This is a genomic window from Pseudoalteromonas sp. KAN5 (assembly GCF_022846535.1).
Classification (GTDB): Bacteria; Pseudomonadota; Gammaproteobacteria; order Enterobacterales; family Alteromonadaceae; genus Pseudoalteromonas; species Pseudoalteromonas haloplanktis.
Map to the genome: position 1 here is coordinate 3794478 of NZ_AP025589.1, position 22874 is coordinate 3817351.

Sequence of the window (22874 nt, forward strand, 5' to 3'; positions counted from 1 at the left end):
CAACGCTTAAATCATTAATAACAATGACTTAAAGAGTTAGTTAGTTTGGGGGAATATAGCTAAATGAGTAAAAACACTTAAAAAGTGGGGGGTAGCCACTTTCAATTAAATAGTTAACTTTTTAATTTATCACCAAATCATTCGCATGTAAAGATAAATACTTTGCTTTCTTAAAAGTTTATTTCGATGGGGAATTTTAGGCTAACCATTTGTGTGATTCTAATTTCATCAAACCCAAGTTTCTCTAATGCTAGTGCGAAAGCGTAAGCAGATGGACTGTTTTGTGTGAAGTCATAACCAAGTCGCTCAAGTAGAGCCTTAACGTTTATCTTGTTATTAGACATAGTTTTCCTTTTTATTATTGCTGCTAGTGGACTGGTAAGAAGGGGTACAAGGCGTTTTAAGCTTTTATTTGATAAATGGTATTGGTTTTATATTAAAAATGCTTTTACCCCCGCTACAGGAAGAATTAGAGCATATCTAATAATGAATCTTTTAGTTTTTGTTGCTCTAATTTATGCTGAGTTTCAATATCAGCAAGTTTTTGTTGCTCCTTTTCGAATAGTAGATTCTCTACATACTCCTGTTTTACTGCTTCGAGTTCCGTCTTATATTGTGCAAGCACTTCTTTATCTATACGCTCAATGTCTGTCTCTTGAATGTTTTGCGGTTTAATTAGAAAGGCTTTGAATGCACCATGTGTAGCGGTACTTCTTGATAAATCAATTTCATACTCTGCCCACTTAGGTAGCTTTATCTCTTTTAAGAACTCATAGAATGTATTCTTGTAAATGATTATCTGAGAGTAGTTTTCAGTATCGCCAATTATGGGGTATCTGCTGTAATTAATTCTTGCTGCTGCATATCGTTTAGCAAGTTCAGTTTCATCAATCTGCCATGCTTGTTTGTGTTGGTCTAGCAGTTTCTGTAAGGCCGCTGGTAACTTTTTATTGCTCATGCTCACCTCCTAAAATTTGAGCAACTGCTGCAGGTAATGACTCGCCTTTTTTGAGTAAGTTGAGAATTTTTAGATATTCGTTTCTATGAGTTGATGGGTCTATATCGAGCGCTCTCATAATATCCTTAACGCTTGTTATCGTCTTTGTCGTTTCTGTGAAAATAGCCTTTGCTGTTTTAAGGCTGTAGCTTGTTTTATTGGTTGTTACAATGTCGTATGTAATCAATTAATTTGTTCCTTGTGCTGTGAAAAAAGCACACACAAAACCACCGTCCGATAAACAGAAAAATTGAGGATAATAGCGGCTAGCGTGTACTTTGGATTGGAAAGCTATGATATGAACTATTAGAAGTATTACTAGTTCATGTACCCATTATAACACTTAGTGAATAGTTATGCAATACCCTGCATTTCTATTCATTTTTGAAAGGGGGGGAATGGCTATAATAAATCAATTCCGTAAAATTTTTTTATATTTTCAGTAGAGTAGCGCTTGTGTTCTTTATCCCACCCGCTTGAATTTGGGTTTTGGCTTGCTTTATTTGCTAAAGTCTGGGTAGATTTACCTGTTATTATAGAAAGTTGCTCTCTTTTGGCAAAACCCTGACTCTTAACTGTTTGCTTACATTGTTCTATTTTGTCAGGGTCATTAATTGCATTGGGAGTGGTGGTGTGGGGGTTTTGGGTGGGAATAATTAATTCTGGAATTTCACTATTAACTTCAAGAGTTAGCTTATCAATAGTTTCTTTCAGAAATAATAGTTCTGTAGGTTGATGCTCAAACCTTACTTTATTGTTTGTTACATGTGAGAAACCATATTCACTAGACCTAGTGGTTTTTGAGAGATAGACCAATCGAAGGAGACTATCTTCATGATATATACGGGTTATAAAATGGTCATTTGAATCTACAATGCCCACTCCAGAAATGATTGTTCTTGTTGTAGATAAACTACTCAAATCCACCTCGAAAGCGCCATTTAGCTTTATTAAGCTAGGCTTGCTTCCTGATTGATGTGACGAGCCAACAGCGTAACCATTATAGTTAATACAAGGGCGTATGACGTATTGACGATAAATATAATCTTCCATGTCATCGTAAGAGCAACCTAGTTGTTTGGCAGCTTCTTTGTATTTATAGTATTTACGGGCTAGCACGATTAATTAATTCCCTTAATAAGTGATCTTTTTCTTCTTGAGTCATTTTATCAATATCTATTGTAGATGTATTGCTGTTTCCAAAAATCAGATCAGCATAACTCTGATTACTCTGTTTCATTTGCTCCATATTTGTATGGGCATAGACTGATGATGTTACTCCAATATTACTATGTCCAAGGTTTTTAGAAACGACAGTTATATCTGTTCCGCTTCTTAATTGAAGAGTTGCGTATGTTCTTCTAAGATCATGAACTTGAACATTCTTCTCTTTATCGTGAGGGAAGTGCAACCCTGCTCTAGCTCTAATTCTATACCACCAACTGCCTTTTGATGTTTTTTCACTAATATGGGTTGTAGGTTTCTTATTACTAGGGAATACATATTCACCTTGATTTTTGGTTAGCTCTTTCCTTAAGTTCAATAATTTTATCATTTGTTCTGATAGAGATAACTCCACCCTTTTCTTATTTTTAGATAAGCTTGCAGGAATAATCCAAGTTTTAGTGTTTAGGTTTATATCCTCCCATCTCATAGATAAAACATTATTTTTTCTTTGACCTGTTAAAATTAAGGATGTCAGAACATGCAAGTAAATTAAATCCTCATGTTTAGCTGACTCAATCAAAGCGTTTACCTCATCGACACTTAAGACTCGTTCTCTTGGGGTGTTAGCTATTATTTTAATTGATTGAAACGGATTGACGCTTATAACCTCTTCATTAAAAGCTTTAGTAAACATAGCACTTAAAACTTTTAACATAGAGTCTCTTACTGTTGGACTGTGCTTTGTTTCAACTTCATTAAGATATTTATAGGCTTTTCCTTGGGTGAATTGTTCTATAGCTATATCAGGCAAAGCAGGGTAAATACTTTGTTTTAGGTTTAAATGTCTTAGACATGAATTTAACCACGATTCGCTAACATCTCCCTTTTTATATCGGCTGTGTGTGTATTCGTAAAAGCTTTGGCTATATGACTTTAGTGAGTGCCCCTTGAAATTAGGGTTTTTACCCTCGTTCAAAGCAACAAACACCGAAGCCGCTTTTCTTCTCATTTCTGTAACTGAATACTCAGGAAAAGTGCCTAGCGTAATAGTTTTAACCTTTCCCTTAATTTTCTTGTATAACTTAAAAGTTTTACTTCTTTTTCCTACCTCAATTATTAGATAAGGAGTGTCAGTATCAAAGTACCGTTGTGATTTTTCTATTGAAAGGGGAAGTTTGTCTATAAAATTTTTAGTTAACTTAACTCTGTTAGTTTTCATTCCAGCTACCATTTAACTACCTTTTTTTGGTAAATTACAGTAATTTCTGGTAATTAGCAAGTTCGGTTACTTGTGGTTTTGTTGCTTATCCTTGTGTTTTTTAATGATAATATTATATTTCGGTATGGTTTGGTAATGCTTGGTTTTACTCCTACCGAGAGCGCCATTTGCTAATCTACAAGTTATTATCGAACTAAATAGAATTCGCTATTTTGTTTCTAATTACTCCCTTTTGTTTGTCTAGCTAATACCAACCAACTTAAATATTTAACCATTCTAGCGAGCTAAAAAGCACCTCAAGTTATTGCAAATTCAATTGATAATCATTATTGTTATCGCGGTGTTGAGCAACGTCGCTTACTACTTGGCATTGCGGTGAAGGTAGATTGATAAGTGCGGTTAGCTTTTGTGTACTTTTAATTTAAAGCTGAGTTTTAGACCATTTGCTAAATGAATTATTAACAGACTTAAAGGAAATCTAATGAAAAGCCTAAAAAATTCTCTTTTTATTGCTGCGCTTTTAACGTGTAGTAACTTTGCGATTGCACATGAAATTTGGTTGGTAAAGTCGGCGAAAGGTGATGCTGTAAAATTGTATTTAGGTGAGCCTGGGGAGCCTGAGTCCGGCGATAAAATTGCAGGGCTGAAGAATACAAAAGTATTTGTAGATTCAACAGAGTCGACTTTAGCACTGACTCAACAGCAAAACTTTTGGTCAGCAGAGCTTACTGAACAAGGGGATGTAAGAGCGTTTACGGATGATTTATGGAAGCCTTGGAAAATGGAAAAAGTATCAGAGCAAGATACAGATACATTTCAAGCGGCTAAGTTATTTGCGAAAGCAGGCCGTGAAGAGATCCAAGCAAAGCAAGAGCTTGAATTTGTACCAACTAAATCAAACGGGGATACCTTCACACTTGTTTATAAAAATAAACCGGTTGTTGATCATGAAGTATTAGTGCAAACACCTAAGCACCAAGTAAAAACAATTACAGATAAACATGGTCAACTAACAGTTACTAGCGAAGAACAAGGAACCTATATTATTTCGAGTGATCATCCGGTTGCGGGTAAGGCGGTGATTGCCGGTAATCAGGTTGATAGTACGTATAATATTGTAACAATTAGTTTTCAAGTTAAGTAATTAAAGTTAGAGGTAAGCACTTTATGTTTTGTTAAGTTGCTTATCTCGAATTTAAGTTAAGTAATTTTTTAATAGTTGCAAAGCGTATTTATAGAGCATTAGTTTACATGGTGGATAGATTTGACATTGTGACTTCTTCAAGTGGTATTATATTATAATAATTGATGCAAGTAGTTATCATTCGTGATATCTTTTGCGTTGTTGTTTTTCTTATTAGAGTATTACCATGCATTTTACCCTACTGCCAATTGCGACAGCTGTCAGTGTCGCGCTAATGTCAATGAATCTAGCTGCTGCAGAAAGCGACAGTAAAGACGAAAATAAAATAGAAAAAATCACTGTTAACGGCAAATATATTGTTAATGAAAACATCGATACTGCCACAGGATTAGGCTTATCTATCCGTGAAACTCCTCAATCAGTCACTGTATTCACCGCTGAACGTATTAGAGACCAAGACCTTGATACGATTATTGATGCGGTTGATAACACCGTAGGTTTATCATCATCAAAAATGGATAACATTCGTAACACTATGCAGTCGCGTGGTTTTAGCGTATCTAATTATCAAATAGATGGTGTGCCATTATCATGGAGTTTGGCTGGGGACTCTGGAGAAACATCAGCGGATGTGGCCATTTATGAGCGAGTTGAGTTTGTTCGTGGTGCTACGGGCTTATTAACCGGAGCGGGCGACCCGTCTGCATCAATTAACCTGGTTCGTAAGCGTGCAAGTAACACTGATTTAACAGGCTATGTTGATTTATCAGTAGGTAGCTGGAATAAAAAAGAGCTAACCGTTGATCTTGCCAATGGCTTGAATGACAGTGGTTCAGTGCGTGGACGTGTTGTTGCTAAAGTCGTTGATAGCGAGTCTTACATTGACTTATACGAAGAAAATAAAAAGATTTTTTACGGTGTATTAGAAACTGATTTAACTGCAGACACTATTTTTCGCGTAGGCGGTAGCTATCAAAAAAGTGATCCACATGGGCCGGTGTGGGGTGCATTACCCGCTTATTATACAGATGGTACAGCAGCAGATTGGGATGTATCAAAAACCACAGCTGTAGATTGGACGCGCTGGGAAACTGAGCACACCAATTATTTTGCTTCACTTGAGCACGTGTTCTCAAATGGCTGGCAGTTTGTTGCTAATTACAACCACTCAGAATACGACAAAGAAACAAAATTATTCTATGTGTATGGTGCGCTTGATAAAGAAACTGGTGCCGGCTTAACTGGCCAGCGTTACTTCTCGTTTGGTACCACAGAGCAAGATAGCTTTGATTTACAATTAAAAGGCCAATACAACTTATTCGATCAAACTCATGACTTTGTGCTAGGTGCTTTGTATTCAAAACAAGAAGGCACAACCAGCACGCGCGATCCAGATCCTGTTATTGGTGGTACCGCATGGGATGCTGTGCCAATTGATGACTTCTATAACTTTGCCGGCGATTCAATTGCTGAACCTAATTGGACAGAAGAAGCCACAGTACAAGACGATAATGATACTGAGCAAAAAGGCTTTTACGCAGCTACACGTATTTCGATTACTGATGCATTTAAAGTGATTGGTGGTGGACGTATTTCATCGTGGGATCGTAAGCGTTATTACTATGGTGCAGAGCAAGATTACGGTAACTCAGGGGTGTTTGTGCCTTACTTTGGTGCTTTGTATGATCTGAACTCTCAGCACCGTATTTATGCAAGTTACACTGAAATATTCAAACCACAGAATAACTTAGATGCGAACGGTGAATACCTCGACCCAATCGATGGTAAAGCAAGTGAAATCGGCTTAAAGAGTGCTTACTTTGACGAGCGTCTACAAACGTCACTTGCGATCTTTAATATCCAACAAGACAACTTAGCCGTTGAAGATCCAAATTACGTACCGACCGCAGAACAGATGTCAGCTTATTATGGCGCTGAGGGTACGCAAAGTCGTGGTTTTGAGTTTGAAGTAATGGGTGAACCAGTGGATGGTTGGAATATCTCTGCTGGTTACTCTCAGTTTGAAGCGGAAGATGCGGATGATGTTAAAGTAAATACCTCAGCACCTCGTAAGCAGTTTAAATTGTTTACTACCTATCAATTTGTTGAACAATTACCTGACTTGACAATTGGTGGTGGTGTCAACTGGCAAAGTAAATCTTATGCCGAAGGTAGTACTGTTAACGTAGAGCAAGGTTCATATGCGTTGGTTAATTTAATGGCGCGTTATGACATTAACGAAGCAATGAAAGTGCAAGCTAACGTTAATAACCTGTTTGACGAAAAGTACTACAACTACATGACTGCAGGTAGATCAAATCTATATCGCTACGGCGCGCCACGTAGTGTATCAGTGAGCTTTAGCTATAACTTTTAAGCTGAACACAATGATAAGCGGACCGCTCGTCCGCTGTAATTTACTAAAGGCGACCAGTGCGCCTTTAGTGTTTTATGTCAGTAGGAAAAATTAAGTGAAATTACGTTTTAGAGACAGCATGAACTGGTTACACACATGGTCTTGTGTGGTACTAGGTTGCCTTTTATTTGCTGTGTTTTTGACTGGGACATTGGCGTATTTTCAATATGAAATTACTCATTGGATGCAACCAGAAGTAGAGCAGATCCAACATAAAGACAAAGCGATTAATCAGGCTCAGGCTTTTTTAAATACGCATACAGAAAACGCTCCGCGCTGGACCATAGTGCCGCCTAATGAACGTTTTTCGCCGATTGTCACTTATTGGCGTGATAAAAATACTACAGGGCGATTTAGTGTTGCTCGCCTTGATGAACAAGGTAACGAAATTAACAGCCGCGCAACGCGTGGAGGCGAGTTTTTATACCGGTTTCACTTTGATTTACATTATATGCCGGTATTTTATGCCCGTTGGCTAGTGGGCATAGCAGCAATGTTGATGCTGGTGGGAATTATAACCGGCATTGTGGTTCACAAAAAAATATTCAAAGACTTTTTTACACTGCAATTTAACAAAGGAGCAAAAAGCTGGCTCAATAGCCACACTGTGTGTTCAGTACTTGCGCTTCCTTTTCATATTATGATCACTTACACAGGGATAGTGACGTTAATGCTTATGTACTTCTCATGGGCGATGAATATGGGCGATGGGGATAGACGTAGCTTCTTCTCGGCATTTAGCGATCAAGCCCCAGCTTTAAAAGCGTCAGGAGAAAAAGCACAATTACTTCCTCTTGGTGATATTTACAACAGCGCCAAAGCTCAGTTAGGGCACGCTGGTATCGGCTCAATTATTGTAAGTAACCCTGGCGATAGTAACGCTATGGTGGAAGTGTATGAAAATGCAACCGAAGAACTCACTTCAGATTACCGAACACTTAGATACCATGGTGTCACAGGTGAACTATTGCATGATTCAGGGGTAACAAACGCAGCAGAGCAAACCCGACGAACCATGATTAGTCTGCATGCCGGGCGTTTTGCTGATACTTCGCTACGTTGGCTGTATTTCTTGTCTGGGATCATGGGAACAGCTATGGTCGGCACAGGCCTGTTGCTTTGGTCTAATAAACGTAAGCAAAAAATGAATCCACGTTTTCGCATCGGTTATAAAATCATGGATGTGACTAACTTAGCATCTATTATAGGTCTACCTTTAGCTATTTCGGGGTATTTTGCTGCAAACCGGTTACTACCTTTGCAGCTTGAAAGTCGTGCCGAATGGGAAATTCATTGTTTTTTTATTGTTTGGCTTATGGCGTTTGTTTACCCGATACTAAGAGGGTGCAAACACAGCTGGCAAGAACTAAGCTTTATTACAGGCGTGAGTTATTTAGCATTACCTGTAATCAGTATTTTTACTACTTCACGCCACATTCTCAACTATCAATTTGAGCGAGATGCCACTTTGCTGTTTATGGATTTATTGTTATTTTTTACCGGAGGGTTGTTTATTTATATTGCGCATATAGTTTGGCGTAAAGGACATGAGCCAGCCGTGACTGCTCGTCCTAAAAGGCCGCCACGAGGAGTCGTACAATGACAATCAAGGCTTTTTTACAAGCAATCAGCAATGCTAAGGGTATGCAAATATTATGGCGAGTCGTGCTGGCAAGTGTTCTAGGATTCATTTTTTTAAGTGTGTTTATTGCTGGCGTAGCAAGCTTAGGCAGTGCTTTATTTCACCTGAGTAAAGCCACACTGATGTTATGGTTGATGCTGATTGGTATCGTCTTATATTGTTGTTTAGTTATGTGGATATTTGCCAGTAATAAATTAATGCGGTGTAGTGTAATTATTATTGCTGGTATTGTGATCTCTAGCGCTGCATTGTATGCCGGTGATATGTTGCATAAAAATCATCAGCCTGTGGAGTCTCGCTGATGATATTATTTATCAGTTTAATTATTAGCCTTATTGGTTTTATAGTATTAGCATTGGGAATGGCAAGGCACCGTAAAACGTTTGCTTTGACGCCAATATCAGCCATTGGTGAGCAGATCTATTTATCTGCTGGTTTGCTCATTATTAGTCTTTCCTTGTTAATAAATATCACGCAATTAAATGCAGGCTCGGCCATTGTATGGTGGTGTGGGCAATTGTCGTTGAGCGCATTGGCCGTCGTGACTATTTTGACTAGGAAACGAGGTAAGCGTTACTAATCGTTGAGTATAGGAGTTTATTGTTATGACTTATCAGCCTATAAAATGTACAGCTTACGATCAGCTTGAACTTTTTTGTATACAGCAAGCTAAGGTCACAATTACAACAACGGATGATGAAACGTTAATTGGTAAAGCTATTAATCTTGAGAACTATAAAGGGCAGGGGGAGTTTTTACTTATTAAATGTGAAGGTCAAGGCGAACATTTAGTTCGCCTTGACCAGATCAAAGCCATCGCTTATTTTTAAAGTACACGCCAATTGCACCAGTCAGGACTACCAGAAAAATTACAAAGGCGCTAAACGCATAAGGACTTTCAGTGCCCGGGATACCGCCGACATTGACGCCGAGCAATCCAGTTAAAAAGCCTAGTGGTAAAAACAATGCGGCAACGACCGACATGACATACATACGCTGATTAAGTTGCTCAGAAACTTGGCTGGTAATCGTTTGCTGAATAATTTGTGCTCGTTCAATCGAGTTGTCTAACTCTTCAATAAAACGAATAAGTAAGTTGGTTGTTTCATTTAGTTTCGCTTTATCGTTTTCATCTAACCAGCTATAGCGGTTTGTCATTAGCATAGTAAGCGCTTCTTTTTGCGGTTTTAGATAGCGCTTTAAGCCAATGGTTTGACGACGTAATTGCGACAAACCTTGGTTATCGAAACGTTTTGTTGGCTCGTCAATTTCATCTTCAAACTCGTCAAGAGAATCGTCTAAGTTATCAATAACGCCTTGCATACGAGAAGTAAGATTATGCGTTAATTGGCAAACAAGCTCAGAAATACTGCAGGGGCCGGCTTTTTCTGTTAATGACATAAGCACATCTTGTACCGAAAGTAGGCGGCGTTTGCGTGTCGTGATCACGATGTTTTCATTAATGAATAAACGAATAGACACCATGTCTTCTGGGCTTTGTGCCGGATTTAGATTAACGCCACGTAAAAATAACATACAGCCGTTGGTGACTTTGGTGATCCGAGGCCGCGTTTCATCGGCAGTTAATGAAGCTAGCTCATAATCAGTGAGTAGTTCACTGTTTTTTAGCCACTCAATAGCATCAGCTTGACTATAATCTAGATGGACCCAGAGTTTTCCTTGCTCAGGTTGCCAATTATTTAAGTCAGTGCTGCTCTCTATTATATGCGCTCCGCCCTGCTCATCGAGGGTAAGTGCGTGAAGTAAACCATTGAACATAGTAAATTCTCTTAATTGCTGTATGGTTAATATAGTTGACTATTGAAAGAGTTAGGTCAATCAAATTGACTCATCGACTTAATAAATTTATTTCATTGGTGTTTTTACTCGTGTAGCGTATAAGACAGTTTTTTATTAAAGGGCACATTTATGACGGCAAAGATAATTGTTGGTTGGCGTGAGTGGTTAAGTTTACCTGAGCTTGGCATTAATCAAATTAAGGCTAAAATTGATACGGGTGCCCGTACCTCATGTATCCATGCACTTAATATTGAAGAATATGAACTAGAAGGCGAAAAATGGGTGAAGTTTACTGCCCAGCCTTTACAAGAAGACGAACATACTCAAGTGCAGTGTCATGCTAAAGTAAAAAAGATGAAGTATGTAACTAGCTCAAGTGGGCAACGGGAGTTACGGTATTTTATTGAAACTCAGCTCTGTGCCGGTGGTCAAAGTTGGACTATTGAGGTGACTTTAACCAGTCGAGCCAGCATGAAATTTAGAATGTTATTAGGGCGTACAGCCATGGAAAATCGTATAGTCGTTGATCCGGCTTTATCTCATTTATTAGATAGTTAAGGTATTAACTATGAAAATCGGTATTTTATCTCGCAACAAAAATTTATATTCAACACGTCGTTTAATCGAGGCTGCCCAGTTGCGTGGTCATGAAGTGAAAGTGATTGATGCATTACGTTGCTACATGAACATTAACTCTGAACAACCAGAGATCCACTACCGCGGTGAAAATCTAAAAGACTTTGATACCATTATCCCGCGTATTGGTGCTTCGGTTACGTTTTATGGTTGCGCCGTATTACGTCAATTTGAAATGATGAATGTGTTTCCTGTTAATGAGTCTGTGGCAATTTCACGTTCGCGAGATAAATTACGCTCGTTACAGTTATTGTCGCGCAAAGGCGTAGGCATGCCAGTAACAGGCTTTGCTAGTAAACCAGACGATGTGAAAGACTTACTTGAAATGGTAGGTGGTGCACCCGTGGTCATTAAATTGCTCGAGGGTACACAAGGTATTGGTGTGGTGTTAGCTGAAACGCGTAAAGCAGCAGAAAGTGTTATTGAAGCCTTTATGGGTCTAAAAGCTAACATTATGGTGCAAGAATATATTAAAGAAGCGGGTGGTGCTGATATTCGCTGTTTTGTATTAGGTGATAAAGTGATTGCCGCGATGAAGCGTCAAGCACAAGAAGGCGAGTTCCGTTCTAATTTACACCGCGGTGGCAGTGCAACATTAGTGCGTATCACGCCTGAAGAACGTAGAACAGCTGTGGCTGCGGCTAAAGCGATGGGCTTGAATGTAGCTGGGGTTGACTTACTTCGCTCATCTCGCGGGCCTTTGGTAATGGAAGTAAATTCATCACCAGGTCTTGAAGGTATTGAAGTGGCGACAGGAAAAGATATTGCAGGCATGGTGATCGAATTTATCGAAAAAACCGCTGCGACTAAAAGGACCGCAACGCGTGGCAAAGGTTAAAATCAATAGTGCGTTTACTTTATTAGGTGAAACGGTAGGTGTAGGCGAGCGTAAAACACTGGCCTTGGAAGCTGCAAAGCTGTACACCCACTCACCGTTAAATATTCCTATCGAAGTAGTGAATGGAGTGCAAGCTGGCCCAGTGTTAATGGTCTGCGCAGCAATTCATGGTGATGAACTCAATGGTGTTGAAGTAGTACGCCAATTATTAGCGAAAATAGATCCGTCTCAGTTACGGGGTACGTTAATTGCGGTGCCTATTGTGAATGTATTTGGCTTTATCCATAAGTCACGTTATCTACCCGATCGTCGCGACATGAATCGTAGCTTTCCGGGTTCTACTCGTGGCTCTCTTGCAGGACGTATGGCGCATATGTTCTTTTCGCAAGTGGCCGTTCACTGTACGCACATTATTGATTTACATACTGGGGCGATTCATCGTACTAACTTGCCACAAATCCGTGCCAATTTAAGTGATGAAGCCACAGCACAAATGGCTAAAGCATTTGGTACGCCGGCGGTGATTGATGCCTCTTTACGTAATGGCTCATTGCGTAGCGAAGCTGCTAACTTAGGTATTCCAGTTATTACCTATGAAGCAGGTGAAGCATTACGTTTTGACCCAATAGCCATTGCCGCAGGTATGCAAGGCGTAGATTACGTGATGCGACATTTAAAAATGATCCGTGGTAAGCGTGCTAAAAAGCTGCCTGAACCTATCATCGCGAGCTCGACCAGTTGGGTGCGTGCAGAGGTTGATGGTATTGTACGCGCACAAGTATCATTAGGTGAGCGCGTAATGAAGGGCCAGATATTAGCATATATCAGCAGCCCATTAGGCGACTCAGAGCTTGAGCTGTTAGCTCCACGCAGTGGTATTGTTATAGGGCAACAAACAATGCCATTAGTTAATGAAGGGGATGCCGTGTTCCACTTAGCTTATTTTGCCCACGCGAATAGCTTAGTAGAGCAACAGTTAGAAACCTTTATTGATGAAATTAGTGATCTTGAAGATGAGTTAAAAACTGCTGATTTAAATAATTAGTCTGCTTAAGAGATTTACGAACACATTGGTTTAAAAAGCCGCTGAAAAGGTTTTTTCTTCAGCGGCTTTTTTGTACCCGTTAGACTACTGAGGTGACTTTTTAGGGCCGATAATACGCTTTATTGGAGCTACTTTAGTGGGTTTGGGTTCACTGCTTAATACCATTACAGGCCGGGTAACAAACAAGTTATTTGGGTAAATAACACGGTGGCCATCGATATGCTCAAGTACCACATTCATTAGGCCCATTTCGACAATGCGCCCTTCCACAAAATTAGCGCCATCAATCACGCGAACCCAATAGCCAACACGGCAATCATTTTGGATAAACATCAGTAAGAAGGAAGTTAGATTGCTTAAAAGTGACCATGCGGCAAAAAGCGCAACCCCTAACATAGCAAACAAGGAAGACCCTAACACCAGTAAGCCTCGTAGCTCAATGCCCCAAAAAACCAGCACTAAACAGATCATCACAAATGCGAGAATAATTTTTAGCAACAGTTCGGCACGGTACTTTCTGTGAATATCGACCTTACCTTTGATAGTTTTTTCGAGTAATTTAGTAGTGAGTTTTAATAGTAATGGGAATGCCAGCAAGGCAACTAATGTTACCACCCACCTATATTGCATAATAAGAATATCAAGTAGTTCCACAGGTTGTCCCAATCAGCTTTACTTAAGCCGTATTCTAGCGTTTTTCGCGACCATTAAAAGGCATTTTTTACAGTAACAAGCCATTGGATTGAATCAACGTCATCATCTTTATCTAGGGGAGCGGCAATATCTAAATGAATCACCGTACCGGCATTGGCTCTACTCGGTGCTAGCCTTAAACCAACACCAATATTTTTTAATACCTGACCATTATCGCCGTTATTTTTATCGTTAAACCAGGCGCGCCCAATATCAAAAAATGCAGCCCCGCCGACTTTAAAAAGCTGCAGCAAGTCGTATTCCCAATAATAACGTTTCTCTAAATTAATCAAAAAGCTGCGATCACCTTGTTGGTAGTCCAATGGGTAGCCACGTAAGCCATTTTCACCACCTAAACTCAATTGTTTATCTGGGGTGAGATTACCCGCATAATCAAGTCGCATTCTGGCATACCATGATTGCTCTAAACTGGTATTTAAATAATATTGTACTTGGCTGCTGGCTAAAAGGTTCTCTACTTTGCCTTGCTCCTCGTTCCAATAACCATCGAGACTGGCATGAAAGCGCCAAAGTGTATCGTTGCCGCTAAAGTGCGCTTTTTTGGCATTAAAAGAGTACACAGCGCGACTGGCATCATTACTGACTTCTTCACTTGAGTAACCGAGTAAAGCTTGTACATTCCACCCTAAATTAAGGTCTTCGGTGCGATAAATACTGTCGAAGTTTCTAACTTTTACAAAGTGATCTTCAAACCAATGACCGCTTACATAGGGATAACTTAGCTCTCGCTCTTCAGCCAGTGGTGTATTGGTCTCTAAAGTACTAGCAAAGCTCTGTTGTTCGTGGGTATAACCTACGGTAAGTCGCTGTGTCCAGCTATTACTTAGGCGTTTAGAATGACCGAAGTAAATACGGTTATATTCAGTTTTTTGGGAAAATTGGCTGAACACTTCGCCGCGTTCATAAAGCGATTCAGTTCGTTGATCTGAGTAGCTCAACAAGCCATAACTATAAGGTGTGTCAATTGAATAAAACGGGTAAGTTAACTCAAGTAAATGGCGTTTCCCATCATCGTTATCAGAATACTCGACGCGGCCACGGTAACGGCTAGACAGTATGTTCGGGTCATCATAAACAAATAAATAACCATTGCGCTCAGCATCAGTTGTACGTGACAGTGATAGGCGTTTTCCCCAGCCAAATAAGTTAGACTCACGAAAGCCTATGCTCGATTTATTTTCGCCGCCACTTCGACTAAAGCTTACCTCTGGGAGTAATGTCCATAAATCGCGGGTCTCAACTGTGACATCAATATTACCGTCACAATTAGTTTGTGCACTTATATTTGCATCGTACAGGTAAGCTTGGCGACGTAGTAAGCGTTCTGATTCGGCTAATTTTTTTGGCTCATAGTTATCTTCAGGCATAAATAACAGAATGCTTTTAATAACATCAGGCTCGGTGGTCATATGTGCACGATTAGCAAATCTAAATAATGCGTTATTCTCTTCTTCGAGTTCAGTATTAAAAACGTTAAGTTGGTTTAGTTCGATTTTTGCTATTTTAGCGCCCGGGGTTTTTTCAGGCAGTAGTTCCTCACCATCAAGTTGGCGGTGAAGGTTTGTTTCAGTGGCTGTTGTTGTTTGTTGTTTTTGGCAGCTAGATTCGCTTTGCATAGGTGATTGTGCAAGGCAATAGGGGGCATAGAGCAGGTAGCTAGAACAGCTCAAAAATAAAAATTTAAAACATCTGCTTACGGCCATTTAAATCCTTGAAAATGAACTTTAGTCTTTGCTTACTACACACTAACTTGCAGTATAAGTCCACCTCATTGCTGCATTTGTGTAAGAAAATAATGCACAAGTACAGCTAATAATTGCTCAGCTTCAACTCCTTCACCATTAATCCATATACTATTACTGTAATGTTCAAAGTTTAAATTAAAGTTTTGTTGCGCGTAGCTAAAGCGACATTGGTGGCGATCGGCACCACTGGCAAATTCGCTAATGCTGAGCGCGGGAGCATGCAAAAATAAATGTGCCCATAGTTCAAAGTCATCATCATTGGGCATTTCGCTTGGGTTGATAATGATTACATTATGACGGGGGTCTAATTGAAATTCAGTCATGTTGTTACTCGGTACTTAGGAAGTCGCTAAATAGTTGCGAATAGCATGCAAAAATGGGCTGCCGTATTTGTTAAGTTTGGTAAAACCAACTCCTGAAACTTTGAGAAATTCACTGTCATTGGTTGGCATCAACTGTGCCATTTCTGCAAGAGTTTTATCGTTAAATACCACATAAGGTGGTACATCATCAGCATCAGCAAGTTCTTTGCGCAGGGCGCGTAGTTTAGCAAAGAGCTTTTTATCATAATTAAATTGGGCCAGTTTATCTTGATAAACGTGCTTAGCCTGCAAGCGTGGCTCGGCCATTTGCAGTGCGTATTCGCCTTTAAAAATCGCACGAGCACCTTCAGTTAAACGCAGAGCAGAACCTTGGGTGATATCCTGGCTGAGCAATCCTTGGTGAATAAGTTGGCGTAAAATACTCAGCCAAAATTCACTACTGTGATCTTTGCCGATACCGTAGGTGCTTAGCTGGTGGTGATTGTTATCACGAATGCGGCTAGTATTAGCCCCGCGTAATAATTCAACAATGTAACCTAAACCAAAACGCTGCTCGGCACGGTACACACATGAGAGTGCTTGCTGGGCAACTAAAGTACCATCAAAGCTTTTTGGTGGATTCAAGCAAATATCACAGTTGCCACACGGTTCTCGTTGGTATTCACTAAAATAGTTAAGCAGTATTTGTCGGCGGCAGGTTTGTGCTTCTGCAAAGCTGGCCATGGCATTAAATCGTTGCTCTTCGACGCGACGACGCTGTTCATCTTCAATGTCTTCAAAAAAGCGTCTTACTCGACCAATGTCAGCAGGATCAAAGTACATGATTGCTTCAGCCGCAAGGCCATCACGCCCAGCGCGGCCCGTTTCTTGATAGTAAGATTCAATACTTTTTGGAATATCGTAATGTAGTACAAATCGCACATTGGGCTTATTAATACCCATCCCAAAGGCCACGGTGGCAACCACGATTTGAATATCATCACGGGCAAAACCTGTTTGCACAAACTGGCGTTGCTCGTTACTCATGCCAGCATGGTAAGCCGCAGCATTCATTCCTGCGTCAGCTATCTTTTCAGCTATTTCATCAACGCGTTTACGGCTAGTGCAATAAATGATGCCACTTTGATTTTGTTGTTCTTTTAAATAGCGTAAGAGCTGTGCGAGCGGCTTGAACTTTTCTTCTATGGTATAACGAATATTAGGCCTATCAAAACTGCCAGTATGAATATAGGGAGCTTGTAAACCTAACTGTTGCACAATATCAAACCGCGTTGCTTTGTCAGCTGTAGCAGTTAGTGCCATCATAGGCACGTGTGGGAAATGCAGCTTAAGCTCGCTTAGGCGACAATAATGCGGGCGAAAATCATGACCCCAATGCGACACACAATGTGCTTCATCAATCGCAAATAAACTAATATTAAGGTGACCTAGGCGTTCTTTAAATTCGTGTTGTAGAATTTTTTCTGGAGCAACATACAGTAGTTTTATCAAGCCACTGTGTAGTTGTTGGTATATTTGTTGTTGCTCGTCGCGGTTCAGGCTATTGTTAATATACGCCGCTTTTACTCCAAGCGCTTGGAGTTGTGACACTTGATCTTGCATGAGTGAGATCAATGGTGAGATAACCACGGTAAGGCCACTCAAGGCCAGTGCCGGCACTTGGTAGCATACTGATTTGCCACCGCCTGTGGGTAATAACACGAGGGTGTCTTGGCCACTGAGGGCTGCATTGATCACCGTTTCTTGGCCATCACGAAATTCACTATAACCAAACACTTGTTTGAGTATAGCGGCGGGACTGCGCACAATGGTGCTTGGAGTGGGGGTTGGTGTATTCATCGCGGTCATTTTAGAGCTTTTAGGCGACCTTGCATAGGTGATTTTATCGCACTTTCTTTTTAGTTGTGCTTTACTCGTCTTACCAGTCATAAAAAGCGGATAATAATAATGAATAAAGCTATTTTAATTGATCGAGTTGCTAAGGTGTTTGTTGAGCAAATGCCGTTTAATCAGTTTCTACAAATAAAAGTAGAGTCACTGGATGCAGAACAAGCACAAATTAGTTTTCCTTGGCAGGATGTTTTTATTGGTAATCCGGCGCAAAAAATCCTTCATGGCGGAGTGATCTCCTCAGTACTTGATAATGTTGGGGGGATGCTTGCTGCGGCAGCGATGATCGATAAACTTACCGAACTTGACCTGCCAAGCCTACAAAAAAAATTGGCAACCTTAGGTACTATTGACTTACGAACCGACTACTTAAGACCCGGCAAAGGGCTTGAGTTTACCGCCAGCGCAAAGCTGATCCGCTCAGGAAACAAGGTGTGCGTATGTCGGATGGAGCTGCATAATGAACTTGGTACACAAATAGCTTTTGGTACCGCGACTTATTTAGTTGGATAAAGCCTAAGAGGCAGGTAAACTAGCCGCCTTTCATCCCTTTTAGAATCAATTTATGCCAACTAATCTTGAGCAGCGTAAAGGCGTTATATTAGCGTGTATGGCCTTTTTTATGTGGGGCCTTGCGCCGATCTATTTTAAGTTATTACAACATATATCAGCATTTGAAATATTAATGCACCGTGTTGTATGGTCTGTTTTGTTTATTGTTGTCATTGTATCCGTTATGCAGCAATGGCATAAAATTCAAGCTGTAATAAGGAAGCCTAAATTATTATTGATGTTGGCTTTAACTGCTGCGCTATTAGGTTTTAATTGGGGGTTGTTCATTTGGGCGGTAAACAATGATCATATGTTGGATGCAAGTTTAGGTTATTACATAAACCCGCTTTTAAATGTATTACTTGGTATGCTCTTTTTAGATGAAAAACTTCGTAAGTGGCAAGGCGTTGCGGTTGCACTTGCATTAAGTGGTGTTGCGATTCAGTTGATCAGTTTTGGCTCGTTTCCTGTTGTGGCATTTTCATTAGCAGGATCTTTTGCTATCTATGGGTTATTACGTAAAAAACTGCCGATAGAGTCTCTGCCTGGTTTACTATTAGAGGCTGTGATTTTATTACCTGTTGCGCTTATTTATTGGTGGTTAATGGCGCCGACTGCAAGTTCTAATTTGATTTTAAACGATTGGCATATGAATGCATTACTGATCAGTGCTGGTGTCGTTACCACCTTACCATTACTTTGTTTTACAGGGGCTGCTAAGCGCTTACAGTATACGACCTTAGGCTTTTTTCAATACATAGGGCCAAGCTTAATGTTTATATTGGCAGTTATGTTTTATGGGGAAGTATTTAGCAATGAAAGAGTGGTGACTTTTGCATGTATTTGGAGCGCCCTTGCTATTTTTAGCTGGGATTCTTACCGCCAATCACAAAAGCGCAAGCGTGAAAATATCCCAGCACCCACTAAGCCTATTTAACCAGAGTTTATACTAATTAAGTACAGACTTTATTGCGGCCTGTTTCTTTGGCTTCATAAAGCTTAATATCAGCCTGTTTCAACAGTTCATCGATTTGATAAACAGGCTGATGCGCATAACCGATAGACAGCGTAAATTGAATTTTTTGCTGGCTAAATTCTGGGCTGTTGAGCTCAATGAAATGGCGAAAGCCTTCTAGATGCTTTAACACATCATTGCTGTTGGTATCACTAAAATAGACCGCAAATTCTTCACCACCCAAACGAGCTGCCAAATACTTTTTAAAGTATTTAGCAAAGCATCTCGCAAGTCCTTTAAGTACTTCATCACCGGCATCATGGCCGTAGGTATCGTTAATTGATTTAAAGTGGTCAATATCAAACATGGCTAACGAAGGTGTTAATTTTGCTTTATGCATTTGCTTTAATGACTTTGCTGTTTCTTCAAAGAAATAACGACGATTAGGAAGCTTAGTTAAATAATCAGTATTGGCTTGTAAGCGAATCGTGGCAATTTGCTCAAGCATATCAACGTTTTGGCTTAATCGACAGTAAAACTCTTCACTGTTAAAGGGTTTTCGTAGATAGTCGTTAGCGCCATTTTTTAAAAAGCGTGCTGATAGATGAGATGAATCAGAGCCAGAAATTCCAATGATGGCTTTTTCATCATTACTGTATAGGCGACGGATCTCACTGCATAACTCATCGCCATTCATATTCGGCATTTCGTTATCGGTAATAATCACGGCAATGTCGGGAGTGTGTGCAAGTATAGCAAGTGCCTCCACACCATCATTGGCTTCTAAAACCTGGTATTTATGACGCTTTAATAAACTACAAATATGACGGCGGGTTGAAAGAGAATCATCGGCCACTAATACTTTAACGTTTTCATTACGGGGAAGGCGTTGTAATTGTTTCTCTAAATATTGGTAAGCTTGTTTATTTTCTTTGGTGATGTAATCAATAATGGGATATTTTTCAACGGTATCACGGGTTTTTAAATCGATGTTACCAGTCATTACAATAGTGGGGATTTCTGCTTCAATAGTGCAGGGAACGGCTTCCCCTTGCGGGGCATCTGGTAGAATAAAATCCACAACAGCACAAAAATAGTTATTTTTACTGATCAACTCTTTTGCTTGCGCTAGGGATTCGGCTATATCAGCGTCATAGCCAACTTTAATTGCAATGTGTTTTTGCACTCGCGCTATAGTTGGCGTATCTTCAATGATGAGTATTTTCCGTGTCACGTAACACCTTGTTTTTTGGCTGAGCCAAATATAATTGCTTATACAAGTTGTAACTGTTAAAACACGAAAAAGCAAATAACATCATTATTTTTATAGACTATCTGACTCCGAATAGTAGTCTTGGCTCTGCGGTGTTGGACTTGAGATCCTAGAGCGGCCAAATAGCGTATGAAACTTGGCTTTACAGGTTGTCAGCTTGAGGTATTTAATCCACGCACGTTCAATTGCGTTGGTTGGCTCTTGACTACCTGAAACAACAGCAAGAAATTGTGCTTGAATTTCGTTTTGTGGTTCAAGGGTTTTGTTGTATAACCCTTTGAGAACAACGCCGTGCTGCTCGAGTATGCTAGCTTCTAATAAAGTGAAGTTACCGCTGCGGCCGAATCCGCGTGGAAAATTCTGGTCATCATAAAACTGACGTTGGCTTACAAATGCTTGGCGAAGTAATGAAATATCATTGCTCATGGCTGTTTCCTCATGCCCTATTTACTGGCTGGAGTATGGATCAAGTTGCGCAATTTATTAAACAAAAAATTTTTATCGTGAGGATAAATAATTGGATATAGATTTATTAAAAACTTTTGTTGAAGTGGTGCGTACTCGCCACTTTGGTAAAGCAGCTGAAAACCTTTATATCACACAGTCTGCAGTGAGTTTTCGTATTCGTCAATTAGAGCAAGGGTTAGGGGTTAACTTATTTATCCGCCAACGCAATAATATCCAATTGACCGCTCCTGGAGAGCGTTTGCTGCCCCATGCACAAATGATTATAACAGGTATGCAACGAGCTAAATTAGACGTTGCACTTGCGGACAATATGCATAAGCAAGTGAGTTTAGCAGGTACCCCAAATATTTGGGATGCTTTTTTGCAGTTTGGTATTACAAATATCGTTTCAGCTATGCCTGGTGTATCACTGGTTGCAGAAGTGAAAGCGCAACAAGAAAGCACGCGGTTATTATTAGAGCGTACTTTAGATCTCGCTATTTTATTTGATCCGCCTAAAGTCGATGAGTTGGTTGTTGAACGTATTTGCACGTTGCCTATTATTCCTATTAGTGCCTTTGAAGGAGTTGGCAATGAAAACTTTTTTGATAATCAATATGTATACGTAGATTGGGGAACCACGTTTTCTCTTTGGCATGCGCGACAGTTTACTGGTCATACTCCACCTTATTTTCGTACCAGTACTGGACGTATTGCACTAGACTTAATACTGCAATGCGGGGGGAGTGCATTTATTCCAGAAGTATTAGCGAAACCTCACTTAGACAAAGGTGAGTTATATCGAGTACCAGATGTCGAGCATACTTCTCGCGATATTTTTGTGGCGTATCATAGAGACAACGAACAAAAGCCGTTACTTGAAACGTTAGTTAATCTGTTGGTTGAGTTAACGCCAAATATGAGTAGTGAATTTGGCGTAAAATAGCTTTACTGGTACTTTATCATGCCACAGTGCAATAAATGTTTGTGACAATTTCATGTTGATTTGATTTCAGTTTGAATGATTTTTAATGAAATATTTAAGTCGAAAATGTGTCTGCTGTAATATTTCTGTCATTTATCGATGGCAAAATGCAGCCGTATCAAAACTAGTCTGTTGCGTTTATTGAGGAAAGAATATGAAATTTGCAAAATCGAGCCTGTTACTAGCGGCTATTAGTGGTGTGTCTTTCTCGGCATTAGCTGATGTTGAAGTATATGGTAAAGCAAATATCACAGCACAGTCTTCAGATGAAGGCGATGGCTCGTTTACTGAGCTAAAAAGTAATGAGTCACGCTTCGGTATTAAAGGCGGCGAAAAAATAAATGATGGATTAGAAGTTATTTATCAATTTGAGTTTAAAGTTGATGTATCGGATGCGGACTCCAAAGGCGATGAAGACAACATAACTGCACGCAATCAATTTGTCGGTCTTAAAGGTAGCTATGGAATGTTGACAGCAGGTCGTGATTACTCGGCTTTGCGTAAGTCACAAGGTAAAATTGACCAATTCAATGACCTTGAAGGTGACTTAAAGAATGTATTTAAAGGTGAAGTACGTACCGGTAATGCATTACATTATACTTCAAACTCAATGAATGGTTTTAGCGCTTACGCAACATATGTAGTGGAAGATAATGCACAAGGCGATAACTCTTATTCAGCTGCTGTTACTTACGGCGATAGCAGATTAAAAGAAACTAAGTTTTATGCTGCCATTGCCGGTGATTACGAAATGGAAGGTCACGATATTATTCGTGCAACTGTTGCAACTAAAGTTGCAGGGATAAAGCTAGGTGCAATGTATCAAAGCCAAGAGCGTTTAATAGATAAAGTAGACTCGGATGGTTTTTTGGTGTCAGCTGCCTACGATATTAGTCAATTTACACTAAAAGCACAGTATCAAACCCTTGATAGTGATGATGGCTTAGATAAATCGGGGTATAGTATTGGTGCTGATTATAACTTGAATAAGAATACTCGTTTATTCACATTTTATACCGACTATGATTACGCATTAAAAGATGATGCTAGCTACTTAGCATTAGGTCTTGAATATAAGTTTTAGTT

The 22874-nt window shown here is 39.8% G+C and carries 24 protein-coding genes; 13 read left to right on the forward strand and 11 right to left on the reverse strand.

Annotated elements, in window-relative coordinates:
- Positions 1 to 469: 469 nt before the first annotated feature.
- The 4 genes from KAN5_RS16980 to KAN5_RS16995 all read right to left on the reverse strand — a co-directional run bounded on the left by KAN5_RS16980 (position 470) and on the right by KAN5_RS16995 (position 3383).
- Positions 470 to 958 carry a hypothetical protein gene (locus KAN5_RS16980; protein ID WP_244390146.1) on the reverse strand — a complete coding sequence of 163 codons (489 nt, stop codon included), beginning with the start codon at positions 956 to 958 and terminating at the stop codon, positions 470 to 472.
- Positions 948 to 1184 carry a hypothetical protein gene (locus KAN5_RS16985; protein WP_244390147.1) on the reverse strand — a complete coding sequence of 79 codons (237 nt, stop codon included), beginning with the start codon at positions 1182 to 1184 and terminating at the stop codon, positions 948 to 950. Before KAN5_RS16985 ends, KAN5_RS16980 begins: the two co-directional genes overlap by 11 nt.
- A gap of 215 nt (positions 1185 to 1399) precedes the next feature.
- Positions 1400 to 2116, reverse strand: coding sequence for a hypothetical protein (locus KAN5_RS16990; protein WP_244390148.1), 717 nt, complete (start codon positions 2114 to 2116; stop codon positions 1400 to 1402).
- Complete coding sequence (locus KAN5_RS16995) at positions 2103 to 3383, reverse strand: tyrosine-type recombinase/integrase (protein ID WP_244390149.1); 1281 nt, start codon at positions 3381 to 3383, stop codon at positions 2103 to 2105. Before KAN5_RS16995 ends, KAN5_RS16990 begins: the two co-directional genes overlap by 14 nt.
- Positions 3384 to 3864: 481 nt before the next feature.
- On the opposite strand from KAN5_RS16995, the gene KAN5_RS17000 reads away from it, so the two are divergent.
- From KAN5_RS17000 to KAN5_RS17025, 6 genes are all read left to right on the forward strand, one after another.
- Positions 3865 to 4527: a hypothetical protein gene (locus tag KAN5_RS17000; protein WP_016709424.1), complete on the forward strand. Its 663-nt coding sequence runs from the start codon at positions 3865 to 3867 to the stop codon at positions 4525 to 4527.
- Between the two features lie 226 nt (positions 4528 to 4753).
- Positions 4754 to 6904, forward strand: coding sequence for a TonB-dependent siderophore receptor (locus tag KAN5_RS17005; protein WP_244390150.1), 2151 nt, complete (start codon positions 4754 to 4756; stop codon positions 6902 to 6904).
- Positions 6905 to 7022: 118 nt separating this feature from the next.
- On the forward strand, positions 7023 to 8546 hold the full coding sequence (locus tag KAN5_RS17010; RefSeq protein WP_244390151.1) for a PepSY-associated TM helix domain-containing protein: 1524 nt from the start codon (positions 7023 to 7025) through the stop codon (positions 8544 to 8546).
- Positions 8543 to 8887 carry a hypothetical protein gene (locus tag KAN5_RS17015; RefSeq protein WP_016709421.1) on the forward strand — a complete coding sequence of 115 codons (345 nt, stop codon included), beginning with the start codon at positions 8543 to 8545 and terminating at the stop codon, positions 8885 to 8887. Before KAN5_RS17010 ends, KAN5_RS17015 begins: the two co-directional genes overlap by 4 nt.
- Complete coding sequence (locus tag KAN5_RS17020; protein ID WP_016709420.1) at positions 8887 to 9165, forward strand: DUF3325 family protein; 279 nt, start codon at positions 8887 to 8889, stop codon at positions 9163 to 9165. The genes KAN5_RS17015 and KAN5_RS17020 overlap by 1 nt, the downstream gene beginning before the upstream one ends.
- Positions 9166 to 9190: 25 nt before the next feature.
- Positions 9191 to 9415, forward strand: coding sequence for a Rho-binding antiterminator (locus tag KAN5_RS17025; protein ID WP_244390152.1), 225 nt, complete (start codon positions 9191 to 9193; stop codon positions 9413 to 9415).
- Here KAN5_RS17025 and KAN5_RS17030 read toward each other — a convergent pair.
- A complete protein-coding gene (locus tag KAN5_RS17030) occupies positions 9393 to 10364 on the reverse strand; it encodes a zinc transporter ZntB (protein WP_016709418.1) in 972 nt (323 codons plus the stop codon). The genes KAN5_RS17025 and KAN5_RS17030 overlap by 23 nt on opposite strands.
- 150 nt (positions 10365 to 10514) lie before the next feature.
- On the opposite strand from KAN5_RS17030, the gene KAN5_RS17035 reads away from it, so the two are divergent.
- From KAN5_RS17035 to KAN5_RS17045, 3 genes are read left to right on the forward strand one after another with little or no spacing between them, the layout of a single operon-like run.
- Entirely contained in the window at positions 10515 to 10943 is a 429-nt protein-coding gene (locus KAN5_RS17035) for an ATP-dependent zinc protease (protein ID WP_016709417.1), read from the forward strand.
- A 10-nt stretch (positions 10944 to 10953) separates the two neighbouring features.
- Positions 10954 to 11859 (forward strand): 30S ribosomal protein S6--L-glutamate ligase, encoded by a 906-nt coding sequence (gene rimK / locus KAN5_RS17040; RefSeq protein WP_016709416.1) that lies wholly within the window; start codon positions 10954 to 10956, stop codon positions 11857 to 11859.
- Positions 11846 to 12904 (forward strand): succinylglutamate desuccinylase/aspartoacylase family protein, encoded by a 1059-nt coding sequence (locus tag KAN5_RS17045; protein ID WP_016709415.1) that lies wholly within the window; start codon positions 11846 to 11848, stop codon positions 12902 to 12904. Before rimK ends, KAN5_RS17045 begins: the two co-directional genes overlap by 14 nt.
- An 84-nt stretch (positions 12905 to 12988) precedes the next feature.
- Here the strand turns inward: KAN5_RS17045 and KAN5_RS17050 are convergent, their stop codons facing one another.
- The 4 genes from KAN5_RS17050 to recQ all read right to left on the reverse strand — a co-directional run bounded on the left by KAN5_RS17050 (position 12989) and on the right by recQ (position 17525).
- Positions 12989 to 13534, reverse strand: a complete 546-nt coding sequence (locus tag KAN5_RS17050) for a mechanosensitive ion channel domain-containing protein (protein ID WP_036981231.1) — start codon at positions 13532 to 13534, stop codon at positions 12989 to 12991.
- A gap of 77 nt (positions 13535 to 13611) precedes the next feature.
- Positions 13612 to 15234: a ShlB/FhaC/HecB family hemolysin secretion/activation protein gene (locus KAN5_RS17055; protein ID WP_138973966.1), complete on the reverse strand. Its 1623-nt coding sequence runs from the start codon at positions 15232 to 15234 to the stop codon at positions 13612 to 13614.
- Between the two features lie 152 nt (positions 15235 to 15386).
- Positions 15387 to 15686: a DUF3630 family protein gene (locus tag KAN5_RS17060; protein ID WP_244390153.1), complete on the reverse strand. Its 300-nt coding sequence runs from the start codon at positions 15684 to 15686 to the stop codon at positions 15387 to 15389.
- 15 nt (positions 15687 to 15701) lie between these two features.
- On the reverse strand, positions 15702 to 17525 hold the full coding sequence (recQ, locus tag KAN5_RS17065) for a DNA helicase RecQ (RefSeq protein WP_138555601.1): 1824 nt from the start codon (positions 17523 to 17525) through the stop codon (positions 15702 to 15704).
- Between the two features lie 108 nt (positions 17526 to 17633).
- Here recQ and KAN5_RS17070 point away from each other — a divergent pair, with 108 nt between their 5' ends.
- Both KAN5_RS17070 and rarD read left to right on the forward strand, forming a co-directional pair.
- Entirely contained in the window at positions 17634 to 18089 is a 456-nt protein-coding gene (locus KAN5_RS17070) for a thioesterase family protein (RefSeq protein ID WP_016709410.1), read from the forward strand.
- Positions 18090 to 18141: 52 nt separating this feature from the next.
- Positions 18142 to 19065 carry an EamA family transporter RarD gene (gene rarD, locus KAN5_RS17075; RefSeq protein ID WP_016709409.1) on the forward strand — a complete coding sequence of 308 codons (924 nt, stop codon included), beginning with the start codon at positions 18142 to 18144 and terminating at the stop codon, positions 19063 to 19065.
- Positions 19066 to 19081: 16 nt separating this feature from the next.
- Here rarD and KAN5_RS17080 read toward each other — a convergent pair whose 3' ends face one another.
- Together KAN5_RS17080 and KAN5_RS17085 are read right to left on the reverse strand one after the other, a co-directional pair.
- Positions 19082 to 20317: a response regulator gene (locus KAN5_RS17080; RefSeq protein ID WP_016709408.1), complete on the reverse strand. Its 1236-nt coding sequence runs from the start codon at positions 20315 to 20317 to the stop codon at positions 19082 to 19084.
- 90 nt (positions 20318 to 20407) lie between these two features.
- Positions 20408 to 20782 carry a DUF413 domain-containing protein gene (locus tag KAN5_RS17085; protein WP_016709407.1) on the reverse strand — a complete coding sequence of 125 codons (375 nt, stop codon included), beginning with the start codon at positions 20780 to 20782 and terminating at the stop codon, positions 20408 to 20410.
- A 91-nt stretch (positions 20783 to 20873) separates the two neighbouring features.
- On the opposite strand from KAN5_RS17085, the gene KAN5_RS17090 reads away from it, so the two are divergent.
- Both KAN5_RS17090 and KAN5_RS17095 read left to right on the forward strand, forming a co-directional pair.
- Positions 20874 to 21749, forward strand: a complete 876-nt coding sequence (locus KAN5_RS17090; protein ID WP_016709405.1) for a LysR family transcriptional regulator — start codon at positions 20874 to 20876, stop codon at positions 21747 to 21749.
- Between the two features lie 193 nt (positions 21750 to 21942).
- Positions 21943 to 22872 carry a porin gene (locus tag KAN5_RS17095; protein WP_016709404.1) on the forward strand — a complete coding sequence of 310 codons (930 nt, stop codon included), beginning with the start codon at positions 21943 to 21945 and terminating at the stop codon, positions 22870 to 22872.
- Positions 22873 to 22874 lie beyond the last annotated feature (2 nt).